The organism is [Phormidium] sp. LEGE 05292, from assembly GCF_015207735.1.
Lineage (GTDB): Bacteria > Cyanobacteriota > Cyanobacteriia > Cyanobacteriales > Aerosakkonemataceae > Floridanema.
In genome coordinates, this window is the sequence record NZ_JADEWG010000139.1 from 1 (window position 1) to 16418 (window position 16418).

The following is a 16418-nucleotide window of genomic DNA, read 5'->3' on the forward strand; positions in this document are numbered from 1 at the left end:
CCCCAAACCCCTCCCCGTCTACAGGGAGGGGCTAATGATTAAGCGCAATTTTACAGAGAATTGCTATGAGTAGGGGCAAAGCATTTCGGCAGTAAATATTTTATTTTAATTAATAAACTATCTACGAGAATGCTTCGCCCTACTCCCCTTAAATTTAGCACTTTAGTAGAAAATAGTAGTTTATATTACAAGCAGACTAGTCAATTTTGATGATAATTAGTTTTAGTTGTTGTTGATGCGTGTGTTGCAATGTTGAATCAAGGTTTTACAATTTGTCTATCTTCCCTAGAGTTACTCGAACCTGATGAACAAGGGGTTGTGACTAGTTTTCGTAATCTCAACGAAACTACTATCCAAAAAGTTATAGCAATGGGAATTAAGCTGGGAAGCATTGTTTCACTGCAACAGCGTTACCCTAGTTTTATCATTAAACTTGACAATACTTCTATAGCAGTGGATAAAGAAATTGTCCGTGCTATTGTCGTGCGAATTAATGAATAACAAATCAGCAAAAAATGCTTAAAAAACAATAGCTGAGGTAGTTCTCAGTTAGAGAAAAATGTGAAAAAACTACTCTCAGCTGTTGATATTTTAATCGACAGCTACCATTACATCTGAGGATTTGATGACAGCATAAACTTCCTTACCTTCGGCAATTCCCAAGCTTTCAGCTGAAGCTTTGGTGATAATAGAAACAACTTCTACTCCAGAGGCAATTTCGATGACAACTTCTGTATTTACTGCACCCGGATGAACTTGTTTTACAGTACCTTTGACAGCGTTGCGAGCACTAATTTTCATTCTTGTTAACCTAATATGTGACTTGGTTGGAATATTAATATTATCAAATATTCCACCAATTATTTTTTTGAAAATATTAAAAAAAAATAAAATTCATTGTTCCACTGCAATCATGACATCTGAGGATTTTATTACCACACAAACTTCTTTTCCAGGTGCGATCGCAAACCGCTCTACCGAAGATTTAGTAATCACAGATACAATTTCTACATTAGGGGCAATCTCCACAATTACTTCTGCCGTAATATCGCCAATTAACACCTGTTTTACCTTACCAGGAATGGTGTTGCGGGCGCTAATTCCCAACACTTGATAGCTGGATGGAACAGTTGATTTTACCTCCGGTACACTAGGGGAATTTTCGGAAATTTTTTGCCATTGTTGAGTTAAACCGCGAAGTAATTCCCGCAATACTTCAGTTTTAGAGCGTTGAGATTCTTGGCAATACTGCTCTAATAGAGTGCGTTCCTCTTCCGAAGATTGAAAAGTAATCCATCCTTGATCTTTTCTAGGCATAGACATTCCCCAACTTTGTTGGTATAGTAATTTTATTCATTGGCTCGATCATACCAATAAGCCTGTAGAAATTTTCCATTTGGCTCCTTCAGTCAAACAAGTTTCTTTTCGTAAAAAGATGACAAAAAGACGTATTATTGCCTTCATTGGCTGGATACTTGCTGCCTTAATTTTGGTAGTTGGCATCGGAGTGTTAAATCAAAAACCGATCGCCGCTCAAAGTAACACCACAATCATAGTTTCTGCTGCGGCTAGTTTGAAAGATGCTTTGGACGAAATCAAAACAGCTTACCAAAAAGTCAAACCAAACGTCACAGTTACTTACAACTTAGGTGCTTCCGGTACATTGCAACAACAAATAGAAAATGGTGCGCCTGCGGATGTGTTCATTTCTGCTGCTCAAAAGCAGATGAATGATTTACAACAAAAGAACTTAATCCTACCAGACACTAGGCACAACTTGCTGACTAATAGCGTAGTTTTAATCACACCGAAAAACTCCAATACCGTCACCAGTTTCAAAAGTTTAACCTCTCCCAACGTCAAACGGATTGCTGTTGGCGAACCTCGCAGCGTACCAGTAGGACAATACACAGAAGAAATCTTTAAGAATTTGGGAATTTTAGAGCAGCTAAAACCCAAGTTTACCTACGGTAACAGTGTTCGCAACGTTCTGGCAGCTGTAGAAAGCGGAAATGCCGATGCAGGTGTTGTTTATGCTACAGATGCTAAGATATCAAATCAAGTAAAAGTGGTAGAAACTGCGGCAGCAAATCTGCATTCTCCAGTAGTTTATCCAATAGCAGTGCTAAAAAATAGTAAAAACCCAGCTGCTGCTAAGGAATATGCTCAATATTTGCAGAGTGCCAATGCCCACAGTATTTTTACAAAATACGGATTTGGTATCGCTAAATAGGGGTAAAAATTGAGTGAATGCGACGGATTGGTTACTAAATGACGACGGCACCTGCCAAATTTGTAAACCTGTTAGAGAATGGGAATTATTGCGCGAAGAATATCGCTTTTACCGTTTTCTGACAGAAGTCGAAGATGCCGTAATTCAAGCTTCCGACGATACCAGTTTATTACCAGACATTCGTCGTTTAGTCCGTCAGTTAGTCCTCAATTCTTACTGGGTACAAACTCAATATTTAGAAGCTTCTCCCCAAACTGGTGTTTCCGTATTAATTTTGTACGATGAAATCGGTTTTCCCTTAACAGTGCAAACAGTTACCTTCGCTCCGGGTACTGTTTCTACAATTCACAATCACGGAACTTGGGGAGTAGTCGCAGTCTTAAAAGGTAGAGAAAAAAATACCTTTTGGCGCAGAACAAATAGTTCAGATTTTCCCGATCGAATTGAAAGAGTGGGAGAAAAAATTTTAGAACCGGGCGACATTATTAGTTTCACACCAAATGCAATTCATAGCGTAGAGGCTATTGGAGATGAACCGACAATCACTTTTAATATTTACGGTGAAACTAATAGCAAAAACAGATTTGAGTACGATTTAGAAACAGCAACGGCGAAGAAGTTTTAAATCCCAACAATTTATTTAACGCAAGTTACTAGTTATTAATTTTTTCGGAGTTCCCCCCGTGAAGTTAATAGCGAAGCTTCTGCTGGTTCCCCCCTTATTAAGGGGGGCGGAGGGGGGATCTTGATCCCCCCAACCCCCCTTAATAAGGGGGGCTAAGAAAGAGCCAGACTTGTATAGCAGAAGGCAGAAGGCAGAAGGCAGAAGGCAGAAGGAAAAACCTTATAAAACAAGGGTTATGACTTTTCATCTTGCCTTAATCGCCTTGGCGGTTGCTATAACTAACAACTTGAGTTATTCAGATATAAAACTCCTTCTTCTCTGGAGTGGTTCAAAAAGATCCCTATACTATAACTAAAGCGATGCCTAATGATTTATCCCCTTTGTGGATTTCCTTAAAAACTGCTTCTATAGCAACGATCGTAACTTTCTTTTTAGGAATTGCTGCGGCATATTGGATGTTAGGTTATCGGGGAAAAGGAAAAGCAATAATCGAAGGTATTTTTGTTGCTCCCTTAGTTTTACCGCCAACAGTTGTGGGTTTTTTATTGTTGATGTTGTTGGGAAAAAATGGCCTTTTAGGGCAAATTTTCCACCTTTTGAACATCGATATTGTGTTTACTTGGTATGCTGTCGTAATTTCTTCCACAGTGGTTGCTTTTCCCTTAATGTATAAAACTGCATTGGGAGCTTTTGAACAAATTGATGGAAATTTACCAAGGGTAGCGCGAACCTTGGGTGCTTCCGAAATGACAGTATTTTGGCGGGTAAGTTTTCCTTTGGCTTTACCGGGAATTTTGGCGGGAGCGACTTTAGCTTTTTGTCGGGCTTTGGGTGAATTTGGCGCTACATTAATGTTAGCGGGAAATATTCCTGGTCAAACTCAAACTTTGCCGATCGCAATTTATTTCTCTGTAGAAGCAGGAGCAAACCAAGAAGCTTGGATTTGGGTTTTAACAATTATCGCCATTTCTTTTTCTGCGATTACTTCAGTAAATTTTTGGCAACAAAAAAGAGGACAAAAGTTAAAAACAACCACAATTAATCAATCCAGAGAAGTAACCCCAACTACCAACTACCAACTACCAACTACCAAAAACTCTGGTTTATTTGTAGATATTCAAAAAAGATTAGCTGATTTTACTTTAGATGTGAGTTTTAGTAGTAGCGATCGCCCTTTAGGTTTATTAGGTGCTTCCGGTGCAGGTAAAAGTATGATTCTGCGCTGTATCGCTGGAATGGTAACACCCGATCGCGGACGAATAGTTATCAATGGGAAAGTGTTGTTTGATGCGAAAAAAAAGATTAATGTCCCAAGTCGCGATCGCCAAGTTGGTTTCCTATTCCAAAATTACGCTTTATTCCCCCATTTAACAGTCGCCCAAAATATCGCTTTTGGTTTACCCAAAGTTACACCTAAAACTAGAATTAAAGAATTAGTAAACGCGCAATTGGCGAAAGTGAGATTAGAGGGATTTAGCGATCGCTATCCCCGTCAACTTTCCGGTGGCGAACAACAAAGAGTCGCATTAGCCAGAGCCTTAGCCAGCAATCCCGAAGTATTATTATTAGATGAGCCATTCTCCGCCCTTGATACTTATTTACGCGCTCAATTAGAAGAACAATTAAGGTTAGTTTTGCAGGAATATCCCGGCGTTACTTTAATGGTTTCCCATAATTTAGAAGAAGCTTACCGAGTGTGTGAAAATTTGTTGGTGATCGATCGAGGAAAAGCGATCGCATCTGATAGCAAACAAAACATCTTTGAACATCCCGGAACTTTCCGCGCCGCCCAAATTACTGGATGTAAAAACTTTTCTCGCGCCGTCGCTCAAACTTCCCAAGAAATCCAAGCAATTGATTGGGGCTGCACCTTAAAAGTAATTGAACCAATTCCCGAACCCCTAGCTTTTGTGGGAATTCGCGCCCACCAAATTACCTTTCCTCAAGATTCTAACCAAGAAAAATCAGAAAATACTTTCCCCTGTTGGTTAGCCCACACCAGCGAAACCCAGCACCGAATGACACTTTTTCTCAAACTAAATTCTCCTCCCAACAGCCCCCAAGATTACCACTTACAAGCCGAAGTTTTCAAAGAAAAATGGGCAAAATTAAAAGACCTTCCCTTCCCTTGGCAAGTTCATCTACATCCACTGAGATTGATTCTGATGTCAGAGTAATTGGTAATCGGTAGTAGGTAATGGGTAATGGGATTCCTACTACCAGTTTCAATTTTATAACTAGCAACTTGCGTTAATACATAAAGTGTATAATTTGACAATCAGAAAAATTGCTTTAATATTTCTCGGAAATCCTCGCTGTTGACTTAAAGATTAAATTAGATTTGCTACAGTTGAATTGTAGTGCGGCTTTCAGACGCTTAAAAAAAGATTATCAATGTTTTTTATTTATTGAGGCTTTTTTAACAAGAATTGCTGACAATAATCCCATTCGTGAAATATAAAAAAAATCTGTAGTTAGTTTGTTTATAGCGATCGTAACTATTCTATTTGTCAATGAACAAGCTAATTTTACTCAAAAATATTAGTAGGGGTACTAGTATTTTTGAGTATTTTTAAATTATAAATATTTTATAAAATAGTTCATAAATCACTTTTTATTTGGCTAACTATTCTTATTCTGTAACATTTAAAACTTTAAACTATAAAATCGCGCACTACAGATAAATTGCTGGTAATATATCAGTGGGCTAGATTTTATTCAAAAATCTAAACCCAAGCCCTGAAGAGTAAAAAATTGAGGAAGAAATACGAACTCTTTTCAGTTCTGAGATGGGAACTAAAAAGAGAGTTACTCTAAAATTAGACAGCAAAACAAGCGTAATTCTTCCAAAAAAAAAACAGCCCTAATCATCAGTTACCTGGCTAAACCCAAGTTGCCTGAAGGGGCTGAACAAAAAGTAAAGTTCCTATTACTATCATATCGAATCTTTTCAGGCAAGTTGACAATTTTGTAACAATCTCAGTAATTGAGCAAAAATTCTTTTGCTCGCCAACCTAATTTATGGAGCGGTGATCATGAAAGCTAAAGATATTATGACCCAAGACGTGGCAACTATTCGCGGTTCTGCAACAGTAGCGCAAGCAGTTAGGCTAATGAGACTAAAAGAATTACGGGCGTTAATTGTGGAAACTCGTAATGAAGAAGATGCTTATGGTATAGTCACTGAAACTGATGTAATAGCCAAAGTTGTCGCTTATGGAAAAGATCCAAAACAAGTGCAGGTTTGTGAAATAATGAGCAAGCCTTGCATCGTAGTCAATCCTGACCTTGGTATTGAATATGTAGCCCGGTTATTTGCTAATACTGGCGTATGGCGTGCTCCTGTAATTCAAGGTGATTTAATAGGCATAATTTCTGTCACTGATATCCTGAATAAAGGCGATTTCATTGAACAACCAAAACTAGAATATTTAGAACAACAACTACAAAAAGCTATCTCCAATGCTCGTGCTGCTACCGCCAACTTTGGTGCTGACTCTGAACAAGCTGTAGAAGCTTGGGATTTAGTAGATGACATTGAAGCAGAAGCAATATTTTATGGCGCACCAAAACCAGAAAAATCTGCCAGAGAACAATACCAAGAACCACAAGCAGTAGCAGTTAATTAAAAACTAATCCCTCAGTTTCAAAACAGTAAAGAGTTGGCTAACCTTCACATCCTATTACTGGAAACTGAGCGGAATTAGTGATACGCAAAAGGAAGAAGTACACCATATCTCTGGTTCGTTGTGAGGACTTTAGTCCTTTTATGGGAGGAATGTACGACTAAAGTCGTCACTACGAACGGACTGGGTATTATAAACTTTTTCCTTTTGTTTTTCTTCATTAGGTTTTGTTTCAATCACCCAATCATTAATTTTTTTTCTATCAAATTCCCAATTTGATAGTTTTTTTTGTCAATACTGCTCGGTTCTCCTCAACGGGTTTATTTAAAGCGATCGCAAGGATTAAATTAACAGATTTCCTAGTGTGTATTTTCCAGCCCTTAGATCCCCCCCAGCCCCCCTTAAAAAGGGGAGAGCAAGAAACTCAAAGTCCCCCTTTTTAAGGGGGATTTAGGGGGATCTGAATTCCGTTAAAAGGGGGAAGCAAGAAACTCAAAGTCCCCCTTTTTAAGGGGGATTTAGGGGGATCTGAATTTGAAAACAAGCCCTAATCTTCCTCCTCTTCAGGCGGACGAGTCAAAATATCTAAAATAATTGATGCGCCAAATTCATTTTTAGCATCAACTTCTTTAACTCGCGCTGTCGCTTCTTTCGCCTTTTCCAGTTCCCCCATTTTTGCCAAAACAAAACCCGAAGCAGCATAAGCATTAAGAAATAGTCTAACTTGGGGGTCTTGCGATCGACTTAATAATATAGGTTTCAACTCTTCCCAATCATCAGGAAACTTTTCCGCATCTTTTATATTATTAATTACCTTTTCCACTACTTGTAAAGCTTGCGGATACTTATATTTATAAACAAAATAACGATAAGCAGTGACTAAAACTTCCGTATCAGTAGTTTTTGCTAAAGCTTCATTTATATACTTTTCAGACTCCGTTGTATTATCCCAATTTTTCGCCGCCAGCACCAACAAATCTTTAACTTCGGCGGGAACATCGTACCAAGAAAAACTTCTATCTGTAACTTGCATAACCTAAGACCTAATTGAGAAAGTTAGAGGCAGGGTGCGTGGTCTGTTGTAGCGACTTTAGTCGTATATTCCTGAATCAAAGGGAACACTGAAGTGTTCACAACGAACGGTCTGTTGTAGCGACTTTAGTCGTATATTTCTCAAGAAAAGGACTAAAGTCCTTACAACGAACCTTGACTCACGCACCCTACAAAGTTGCTTAGAACATTGTCAAAATGTAGAGCAAAGTAAACAAAATAATCCAGATGATATCGACAAAGTGCCAATAAATTTCTGCCATTTCGATACCAACGTGCTTAGTAGCAGAATAATGTCCTGAACGACGAGAACGCCACAGCACACCTAAAATTAACAACAGTCCCACGAAAACGTGCAAACCGTGAAAACCTGTCATTAAGTAAAAGCAATTAGAAAAAATATTAGTAGTCAGACCATAACCTAAAGTTAGGTATTCATAAACCTGACCACCCAAGAAAGTTGCCCCCATCAAAGCAGTCACAGCATACCAAAGTCGCATTCCGTTGAGATTATTCTTTTTAATTGCCGTATCGCCTAAATGAATAACGAAACTGCTAGAAACCAGAATGAAAGTATTAATTGCGGGTACTAGTAACTCAACTTCTGTACCTTCGGGCGGCCAATTTGCTGCGCCACCACGATAAATTAAATAAGAGGCAAAAAAACCTCCAAACATTAAAGATTCAGAAGCTAAAAAAGTCAACAAACCCCACACCCTTAAATCGGGATGTCCTTCATGATGGGCAACTTCTTTTGTTGCTGCTGGATCGACAGAAGAATTGAGAATAGTTTCTGATGTTTCAATTGCGCCTTGCATTTTACCTCCTACCAATTATCAGTGGTTTGTAGTTATTTCAAGGATTTGGTATTAAAGGGTTTCAAAGTCCCCCTTTTTAAGGGGGATTTAGGGGGATCAAAAACACTTAAACACAAACCACTAATTAAAATTAACTTACAGATTCGCTGGGTGCTTTATCAGTTGTAGCACTACGACCATTCATACCATAATCGTAAGGGCCGTGAGTTACTACGGGTAAAACTTCCCAATTTTCGATTAGTGGTGGTGAACTAGTAGTCCATTCTAAACTGAGTCCATCCCAAGGATTATCACTAGCTTTTTCCCCATACATCCAACTCCAAAGAGCATTGAAAAAGAAGGGGATTACCGAGATTCCTAAAAGTATGGAACCAAAGGTGCAAATCTGGTTCAAACTAATAAATTGGGGGTCATACATGGCAACGCGACGAGGCATTCCTTGTAATCCCAATTCGTGCATTGGTAGAAATGTTAAATGAGTGCCGATGAAAGTAAGAATGAAGTGAACTTTTCCCCAAGTTTCATTCAACATTCTTCCGGTCATTTTCGGGAACCAATGATAGATTCCCGCGTAAATACCAAAAACAGAACCACCAAACAAAACGTAATGAAAATGTCCCACAACATAGTAAGTATCGTGTACGTGAAGGTCAAAAGGTGCTGTTCCCAAAGTCACGCCACTGATGCCACCAATGACGAACATTGATAATAAACCAATGGCGAATAACATTGCAGTTGTATAGCGAATTTTACCGCCCCAAAGTGTAGCTACCCAACCGAAAATTTTCACTCCGGTAGGTACAGCAACAATTAAAGTTGAGATGGTAAAAAACATCCGCATCCAAGGGGGTGTACCGCTGGTAAACATATGGTGTACCCAGACGAATAAACCAACGAAACAAATTGCTAAACTGGAATATGCGATCGCCTTATAACCAAAAATGGGTTTTTTGGCGTGTACGGGAATTATTTCCGACATAATGCCGAAAATCGGCAAAATCATCAAGTAAACTGCGGGGTGAGAATAAAACCAGAATAAATGTTGGTAAATAATTACATTTCCCCCGGCATCAGGTTTAAAAAATGACGTGCCAAAGTTGATATCAAACAGCAGTAATACCAACCCTGCTGCTAATACTGGAGTTGAGAAAAGTGCTAATACCGAAGTTGCCAACATCGCCCAACAAAATAAAGGAACTTGGGTAAGCTGCATACTTGGTACGCGCATAAATAGGATGGTGATCACAAAGTTCACCGAACCTAAAATCGAAGAAGTTCCCACCAAAACAATGCTGAGAATCCACATCGATTGACCGATGTTATTAGTAATTAAACTCAATGGTGGGTAAGCAGTCCAACCTGTTTGGGAACCGCCGAAAAAGAAACTAGCTAGTAAAATTGCGCCTGCTGGTGGATTTAACCAAAATGCGATCGCATTTAACTTGGGAAAAGCCATATCTCTAGCACCTACCATTAAAGGTACTAGAAAATTACCAAAACCCCCGATCGCTGCTGGTACAATCCACAGGAAAATCATAAATGTCCCGTGATTTGTTAAAAAAGCATTGTAGAGAGTAGGGTCAAGAAAATCTGAATCAGGTGTTAGCAATTCCGCACGCATTGCCATCGCCATCAAACCACCAATTAGGTAAAAGAAAAATGCCGTTACCAAATATTGAATGCCGATGACTTTGTGATCGATATTGAATGTGAAATAGTCATACCATTTCCAAGCTTTTGGGTGTTCCTTTGCCGAATCACCTGACATACCTGGTGGAGTATTTAAGGGAAGTTGTGCTTGTGCCATAAACCGTTTTTCGTCTGTTAAAATCAGCCTCTTATAAGAAAATTTTCTGACTAATTGTTTCGTCATTTGTCCTTTGTCTTTTACCAATGACCAATGACAAATTTAGTCAGAAATTTTAATTACTCATGGAGGAAACTATTGCGCCTGGGTGTAAATGAGTTAAAGAATGAGCATCAATTCCCATTTCTTTAGTGTATGGCGCAAGAAACTCAGAAGTTGGTAAATCAGTGGGGTTAGTGGCAACAGTTTGAATTGATTCTTGTTGCTGTGCTACCTGATTTTCTGTTATCCAACTGTCAAATTTTTCCGGTGTTTCAACAATGGCTCTTGCTCTCATTCCACCGTGATAACTACCGCACAATTCTGTACAAACGATCGGGAAATCTCCTTCTTTTATAGCGACAAACCTTAACTGTGTTGGTTGTCCGGGAATTGCATCTTGTTTGAGGCGAAATTGTGGTACCCAAAATGAATGGATGACATCAACAGCAGTAATGTTAAGTAGCACATCTTTGCCAACTGGAACGTGCAATTCTCCGCTAGTAACTCCGCTGTCGGGATAATTGAAGATCCAGGCATACTGCATAGCGGTGACATCTACCACCAAACTAGCTGCTTTTCCTTCTTCTTCTGGTGTCGCACCAATGCCGTATTTTTTCTCTACGGGTGCTGAGGCTGTTTCGGAGATCGTGCCTTCTGAATCAGCGATTATGGGTGCAGCCATTGCGCTTCCCGGCATTTTCGCGATCGCAGATGATGCACCATGATGATGGGCTATCATCTCATAACCTGCCGGATCGAATCCGCCCATTGCTCGGTAAACTTCGACACTATAAATCCCTAAGCCAATCACAATTAGCGCCGGAATCGCAGTCCAAAAGATTTCTACAGAGAAGTTACCTTCGATCGGCAAACCATCGCTATCATCATCTTTCGGTTTCCGATACTTGATCGCAAAAATTAAAATTGCACCTTGAACCACAATAAACAAGGCTGTTGCGATCGTCACCATGACGTTGAAGAAACCATCTACTAAAGGCGCTTGTTCCGAAGCTTGTTCTGGTAACAAATGATGGTTTTGTCCAACCCAAAGGCTAAAAAATGCAATTACAACCCCTGCTACTAAGGTTAAGAGTGAAACGGGAATTTGTTTCATAGATATTTTTCCTTGACTTGGGCGACTCTCACCCTTAAGGTATAGTAGTCGCCTGTGTAAACGGAGAAATTTCTACCATTTAGCACTTGTTTCCTACTCCTATTTAAGCTAAGGGCAATCCGCGATCGCTGTCTCATTCGTAACTATTTCTTAAGGGCAGCAAGTAATCCTACCTAAATTGGCACAAACAGGAAGGAGAATTGTCGCTCAATTTTTGTGTTTTAGTATCCGCAGTGACAAAGCGACAATTCCTGAACAAATAACTCCTGATTCAGCTGTCAAAATTTACCCGAAATGTATCGAATTTAACGGTAAATTAGAAAAGCTTAATTCAGATCTAGTGGGGCATGAACGTGGCAATTTTTGGGACAAACTCTGATACAAGCTTCACAACCAATACAATTATCAGCATTGGCGACAGTCATTACCTTGCGAAGGCTTTCTTCTTCATCCTCATCTTCGATAAACTCGCCATGTTCATTGACTGGTTTTAACTCCATCACCCCACGTCCACAAGCCTTAAAGCATCTGCCACATCCCAAACAAGTAGCAATTTTAATATCCTGAATGAATTGAGGTGTCCAAGTTTTTCCGCCAAAAGTTCTTGCTGTTAGAACCGCCATGAGTTTTGCTCCTGTTGAAGTAGAATAATTAGTGCGTGTTTGTCTCCTGATATTTGGTTTATATCAGACGACTATTTTTTCTAGTTTTGCACCGTGACGGATCAAACTTATTAGACTAATTAAGCTGCTACTCAAAGCTTCTAAATTCCCCTCAACCAGCACTTAAAATTTTTCTTGGGGTGGGGGTGCTAGTATTTTTTGTATAGGGTGCTAGTATTTTTTTATAGGGGTTCTAGTATTTAATTACTCAACAAAATCAACCCAAAGCATTGTAGCAAAAGGCTTAGGAAATTTCACTCGGCAATTTTGACGTTGAGTTCTGAATAATTACCTAATTAATAGTAGGAAAGTTTCTCATTTACACTATTAACCTGAATTTCAGGAAGATTTGAAAGCTTTACAAGAAAGAGACTAAAGAATTAATGTATATAAGCCACAATACATACCCAAAACTATTTAGGATGAAGCTAGTCCTTTATGTAAGAGCCACAAAATTATGATCCAAGTAGTAATTAGCCCACAATCTTTGTTGGAAACAGGCATTAAAGTTGAGAAGGTTGATAACCTTCGACTATTCAAATTTACCGAGGAATTACAATCTCACCTCGAAATTTGTTAGAAAAAAACAAGACAGGTTCGCTAACCCCAGAAGAGGAGGCAGAACTCAATGCTATAGGAGAACTAGACCGCATCTTTACCTACCTCAATTCTCTCTTGGTTGCCCAGCAATGACTATTAATGAATTGACGAAGCAATTAGTGCGGAAACGTGCAGACTACCTGTGTGAATATTGCCATTCTCCAGAGAAAATTAGCACTTCTCGCTTCACTATCGATCGCATTCAGCCACGTTCTTTGGGTGACTCTGACAATTCTGATAACTTAGCTCTGGCTTGCAGTCGTTGTAACCAGCGTCGTTATAACTTCATAGTGGGTCGGGATGTGGAAACCTCAGCAGTTCTACCCTTATTTAATCCCCGTCAACAGAGTTGGCCTGACCACTTCATCTGGAATGCAGACGGTATAAAGATTGTTGGTATAACTCCCATCGGTCGAGCCACTTGTGAGCGCCTTGACCTCAATCATGAACGTTACAGAGGAGAACGTTCTATCCAAGAAGCCCGTGCCCTATGGGTTCAGGCTGGTTGGCATCCTCCATTAGAAGATCCCCGGCAGCTTGAGTAAGCCGATTTGTCTGGATTAAATATTAGATTTACTTACCCAAACAACCTTTTCCCGAAGGGGAAATCATGCAGCAATGTGTAAAAACAGGGAATAATAAACAAAGTTAACACCGTTGCTAATGACAACCCAGAAAACACAACTACACCCAAAGGTTGCAAAAATTCCGACCCTTCACCCATTCCCAAAGCTAAGGGGAATAAACCCAAAACAGTGGTAATAGTTGTCATTAAAATTGGTCGCAAACGTTGGGGTGCAGCTTTTAAAATGGCGGTGGTGCGATCGATCCCTTCTTGATCTCGAATTTGATTCGCCATTTCCACCATAATAATCGCATTATTGACGACAATTCCCACCAATAATACTGCACCAACTAAAACCGTAGCACCGATCGCAGTTTTCGTAATATACAGCCCAAAAATTCCCCCCGCCAAAGCTAACGGTACAGTCAACATAATTACTAACGGATCGATCAAGGAATTGTATTGCACCGCCATGACTACAAATACTAAGAAAGCTGCTAAACTTCCCAAAATCTTTAAGGAATTTTGTAACTGTCTATTTGTTTCGGCGTTGGAACTAGGTAAAATCGAAACACCTTCAGGTAATTTAGTTTCAGCTAAAACGCTATCTACTTGTTTTAAAGCTTCACTTAAACTAGCGCCTTTGTTCAAACTTCCAGCAATAATGAAAACTTGTCTTTGGTTAATACGTTGAATTTCTCCGGGTGCTTGTCCTTCTTGAATTTTCGCTACATCACCCAAACGAATTAAGGCATTATTGTTAACAAATAGGGGTATTTGTTCTATTTGAGAAGCGCGTTGTACAGACTCTCGATCTAATTGTACTCGTACATCGACTAAACGATTGCCCCTTTGTAATTGTGTTGGCGTAGAACCTTCGATCGCAGTTTGAATCGTATCACCAATTGACTTAGTATTTAATCCTAAACTAGCAACTCTTTCCCAATCAGGGCGAATTTGAATTTCCGGTTGGCGATCGTCTGCATCAGGACGAAACTGTGCTAAAGTAACTTTTTCATCCATTGCTGCTAATACTTGTCTTCCCGCGCGTTGCAAAGTTCGCTCATCTTCACCTTGCAGAATAATATCAACTTCTGCACCTCTCACAGGTGAATTACTTAAAATAATACCGCGCACTTGACCAGGATTCACTCGCAAACGAATTCCGGCTAAATTCAGCTTTTCAAACTCCCTAGTAACTCTTTGCACAAATGCTGGGACATCTGTACCAGGTTTGAGGGTAATTGTACTACTACTACGGACTGGATTAGCATTAGTATTACTACCAAAAAGTGAACCACCCGCAGTAGTAAATACAAATTCAGTCTCTGGTTGTTTGCGAAGAATTTCATCAACAACTGTCATTAATTTTTTGTTAGTTTCTACAGTTGTGCCTGGGGGAAATTGTGCAAACAAATTCGCTTGACCAGTATTAATTCTGGGCAAAATTTCTTGGGGAATTTGTCCTGCCATCCACCAACTACCGCCGCCTAAAAATAGGAAAGCTGCCAGAATTATTAACACCCGAAACCGCAACACAAAAGCTAAAAATCTCCCATAACTGCCCATCGAAGCTTCAAATCTTTCATTGAACTTTCGCAACAGCCAAAAATTACTAACTCCGCTTGTCCAACGTATAGCTAACAGTCGCGAACAGATCACTGGAACAATTGTTAAAGCGACTAAAAGCGAAGCGGCGACAGAAAAACTAATTGTCAGAATTAATTCGCTAAAAAGTAGAGAAAAGAAACCACCAATTAACAAAAATGGTAAAACCGAAACTAAGTTAGTAGTTGTGGAAGCAAGTAAGGCGGATTCTACACTTTGACTACTACTAACTGCGCTTTCAATTAACTGTTTGGAACCCAAGCGAGTGCGAGAATCTTTTCCGGGAGTTAACCCAGCACCTTCGGCAATTGTCTCCATCATAACGATCGAGTTATCCACCACAATACCCACACCCAGCGCCAAACCCCCTAAACTGAAAACGTTAATCGAAAGCCCAAATAATTGCATTAAAATAATTGCCGCGATCGTAGCTAAAGGAATCGCTATAACGATAATTAAAGTTTGCCGCAAGGAACCTAAAAATAGCAAAACTGCGATCGCAGCTAACCCTGCACCAATCAACCCCGAACTTGTAACGTTAGAAATCGAATTATTAATAAATCTCGACTCATCCAAAGTCGCCACTATTTGCATATCTTCAGGAACTAAACCAGATTTTCGTAGCTCAGATATGCGTTTTTTTACCCCATCCACAACAGCAATAGTATTAGCATCAGGTTGTTTAGTCACGCTAACTTTAACAGCAGGTTCACCATTTAAAAAGACAAATATTCTTTGTTCTTCAGTTCCATCAATAACTTCGGCAAACTCGCGTAGATAAACCCGACGATTGGAAATAGTAGATGTTGCACTTGTTCCCGGAGTTCTCACTAAAAAAGACAAATTTCTAATTTCTTCTGCATCGCGAAACCTTCCAACTGTTCGAGTTAAAGGTTCCGAATCTTCGCCGCGTAATCTTCCACCAGAAACATCTTGATTGCGTTCTTCTAAACCATTTAAAACATCAGTTAAACTGACACCTAATGCTTGTAAACGTTTCAAATCAATTTTTACTCTAACTTCTTCTTGAACTCCTCCCGCTACATCCACTGATGCAACCCCAGAAACCACATTCAATTCACGGGATAATTCTTCATCAGCAAACACCCGCAAATCAACATCTTTTAAAGATGGAGATTGCAAAGCAAATTCATAAACTGGCAATTGAGAAGGGTCAACTTTAAATAAGCGCGGATCTTCGATAATTTCTGGTAATCTACCCCTAGCACGGTTAAATGCAGCAGTTGCATCATTTAATGCTTGGTCAATATTTCCCCCAGGTTCAAAGTACAAATCTAAACTTACTTGACCTTCGCGAGTTTGGGAATAAACTTGCACTACTCCTTCGGTAGCACTTAAAGCTTCTTCCAAAGGTCTAGTAATTTCGTCGATCGCTACTTCTGGCGAAACTCCGGGCGCGTCCAGTCGTACACCAATGCGAGGATAGGTGATAGAAGGCAACAAATCAACTTGCAGTTGGGTAAAAAAGAAAACTCCCATTACCAAAACTGTTAAAGTCAGCATTAAAGTACCAATATGCTGACGAATAGAAGTAGCACTCAGGCTAAACCCAGATGTTTTGACATTTTCCATCATCGCTGACCTTTTTGTTGAGTGTTTTCTTCTTGAGTTGGAGTTGATGACTGACGTTCGCGCCCGCCCTCTCCC

14 protein-coding genes are annotated in these 16418 nt (G+C 39.6%); 6 read left to right on the plus strand and 8 right to left on the minus strand.

Features of this window, described 5'->3' with window-relative positions:
• Positions 1–249 precede the first annotated feature (249 nt).
• Entirely contained in the window at positions 250–501 is a 252-nt protein-coding gene (locus IQ264_RS25940; RefSeq protein ID WP_193984338.1) for a FeoA family protein, read from the plus strand.
• A 90-nt stretch (positions 502–591) separates the two neighbouring features.
• On the opposite strand, the gene IQ264_RS25945 is transcribed toward IQ264_RS25940, so the two are convergent.
• Entirely contained in the window at positions 592–801 is a 210-nt protein-coding gene (locus tag IQ264_RS25945; RefSeq protein WP_193984340.1) for a TOBE domain-containing protein, read from the minus strand.
• Positions 802–894: 93 nt separating this feature from the next.
• Positions 895–1317, minus strand: a complete 423-nt coding sequence (locus IQ264_RS25950; protein WP_193984342.1) for a TOBE domain-containing protein — start codon at positions 1315–1317, stop codon at positions 895–897.
• Positions 1318–1435: 118 nt separating this feature from the next.
• Here IQ264_RS25950 and modA point away from each other — a divergent pair, with 118 nt between their 5' ends.
• The 4 genes from modA (at position 1436) to IQ264_RS25970 (ending at position 6487) form a co-directional block, all read left to right on the plus strand.
• Entirely contained in the window at positions 1436–2233 is a 798-nt protein-coding gene (gene modA / locus IQ264_RS25955; RefSeq protein WP_193984344.1) for a molybdate ABC transporter substrate-binding protein, read from the plus strand.
• A 13-nt stretch (positions 2234–2246) separates the two neighbouring features.
• Entirely contained in the window at positions 2247–2858 is a 612-nt protein-coding gene (locus IQ264_RS25960) for a cupin domain-containing protein (RefSeq protein ID WP_193984346.1), read from the plus strand.
• A gap of 359 nt (positions 2859–3217) precedes the next feature.
• Positions 3218–5035, plus strand: coding sequence for a molybdate ABC transporter permease subunit (modB, locus tag IQ264_RS25965; protein ID WP_193984349.1), 1818 nt, complete (start codon positions 3218–3220; stop codon positions 5033–5035).
• Positions 5036–5893: 858 nt separating this feature from the next.
• Positions 5894–6487 (plus strand): CBS domain-containing protein, encoded by a 594-nt coding sequence (locus IQ264_RS25970; RefSeq protein WP_193984351.1) that lies wholly within the window; start codon positions 5894–5896, stop codon positions 6485–6487.
• 544 nt (positions 6488–7031) lie between these two features.
• On the opposite strand, the gene IQ264_RS25975 is transcribed toward IQ264_RS25970, so the two are convergent.
• The 5 genes from IQ264_RS25975 to fdxB all read right to left on the minus strand — a co-directional run bounded on the left by IQ264_RS25975 (position 7032) and on the right by fdxB (position 11938).
• Positions 7032–7517 (minus strand): hypothetical protein, encoded by a 486-nt coding sequence (locus IQ264_RS25975; RefSeq protein WP_193984353.1) that lies wholly within the window; start codon positions 7515–7517, stop codon positions 7032–7034.
• Positions 7518–7716: 199 nt separating this feature from the next.
• Entirely contained in the window at positions 7717–8352 is a 636-nt protein-coding gene (locus tag IQ264_RS25980; RefSeq protein ID WP_193984355.1) for a cytochrome c oxidase subunit 3, read from the minus strand.
• A gap of 130 nt (positions 8353–8482) precedes the next feature.
• Positions 8483–10159 (minus strand): cytochrome c oxidase subunit I, encoded by a 1677-nt coding sequence (gene ctaD / locus IQ264_RS25985; protein WP_193984363.1) that lies wholly within the window; start codon positions 10157–10159, stop codon positions 8483–8485.
• Positions 10160–10274: 115 nt separating this feature from the next.
• Positions 10275–11315: a cytochrome c oxidase subunit II gene (locus tag IQ264_RS25990; protein ID WP_193984357.1), complete on the minus strand. Its 1041-nt coding sequence runs from the start codon at positions 11313–11315 to the stop codon at positions 10275–10277.
• Between the two features lie 326 nt (positions 11316–11641).
• Complete coding sequence (gene fdxB / locus IQ264_RS25995; protein WP_193984359.1) at positions 11642–11938, minus strand: ferredoxin III, nif-specific; 297 nt, start codon at positions 11936–11938, stop codon at positions 11642–11644.
• 728 nt (positions 11939–12666) lie between these two features.
• Between fdxB and IQ264_RS26000 the strand changes: the two genes are divergently transcribed.
• The gene (locus IQ264_RS26000; RefSeq protein WP_193984361.1) at positions 12667–13122 is read left to right on the plus strand and encodes an HNH endonuclease; all 456 of its coding nucleotides are present in this window, start codon (positions 12667–12669) and stop codon (positions 13120–13122) included.
• 32 nt (positions 13123–13154) lie between these two features.
• On the opposite strand, the gene IQ264_RS26005 is transcribed toward IQ264_RS26000, so the two are convergent.
• Positions 13155–16346 (minus strand): efflux RND transporter permease subunit, encoded by a 3192-nt coding sequence (locus IQ264_RS26005; protein ID WP_413470370.1) that lies wholly within the window; start codon positions 16344–16346, stop codon positions 13155–13157.
• Between the last annotated feature and the right edge of the window lie 72 nt (positions 16347–16418).

What these genes read in the sequence shown, in the direction of transcription:
- IQ264_RS25940 (WP_193984338.1), top strand. Translation starts at nt 250, where the DNA reads ATGTTGAATCAAGGTTTTACAATTTGTCTATCTTCCCTAGAGTTACTC.
- IQ264_RS25945 (WP_193984340.1), bottom strand. Translation starts at nt 801, where the DNA reads ATGAAAATTAGTGCTCGCAACGCTGTCAAAGGTACTGTAAAACAAGTT.
- IQ264_RS25950 (WP_193984342.1), bottom strand. Translation starts at nt 1,317, where the DNA reads ATGCCTAGAAAAGATCAAGGATGGATTACTTTTCAATCTTCGGAAGAG.
- modA (WP_193984344.1), top strand. Translation starts at nt 1,436, where the DNA reads ATGACAAAAAGACGTATTATTGCCTTCATTGGCTGGATACTTGCTGCC.
- modB (WP_193984349.1), top strand. Translation starts at nt 3,218, where the DNA reads ATGCCTAATGATTTATCCCCTTTGTGGATTTCCTTAAAAACTGCTTCT.
- IQ264_RS25970 (WP_193984351.1), top strand. Translation starts at nt 5,894, where the DNA reads ATGAAAGCTAAAGATATTATGACCCAAGACGTGGCAACTATTCGCGGT.
- IQ264_RS25975 (WP_193984353.1), bottom strand. Translation starts at nt 7,517, where the DNA reads ATGCAAGTTACAGATAGAAGTTTTTCTTGGTACGATGTTCCCGCCGAA.
- IQ264_RS25980 (WP_193984355.1), bottom strand. Translation starts at nt 8,352, where the DNA reads ATGCAAGGCGCAATTGAAACATCAGAAACTATTCTCAATTCTTCTGTC.
- ctaD (WP_193984363.1), bottom strand. Translation starts at nt 10,159, where the DNA reads ATGGCACAAGCACAACTTCCCTTAAATACTCCACCAGGTATGTCAGGT.
- IQ264_RS25990 (WP_193984357.1), bottom strand. Translation starts at nt 11,315, where the DNA reads ATGAAACAAATTCCCGTTTCACTCTTAACCTTAGTAGCAGGGGTTGTA.
- fdxB (WP_193984359.1), bottom strand. Translation starts at nt 11,938, where the DNA reads ATGGCGGTTCTAACAGCAAGAACTTTTGGCGGAAAAACTTGGACACCT.
- IQ264_RS26000 (WP_193984361.1), top strand. Translation starts at nt 12,667, where the DNA reads ATGACTATTAATGAATTGACGAAGCAATTAGTGCGGAAACGTGCAGAC.
- IQ264_RS26005 (WP_413470370.1), bottom strand. Translation starts at nt 16,346, where the DNA reads ATGATGGAAAATGTCAAAACATCTGGGTTTAGCCTGAGTGCTACTTCT.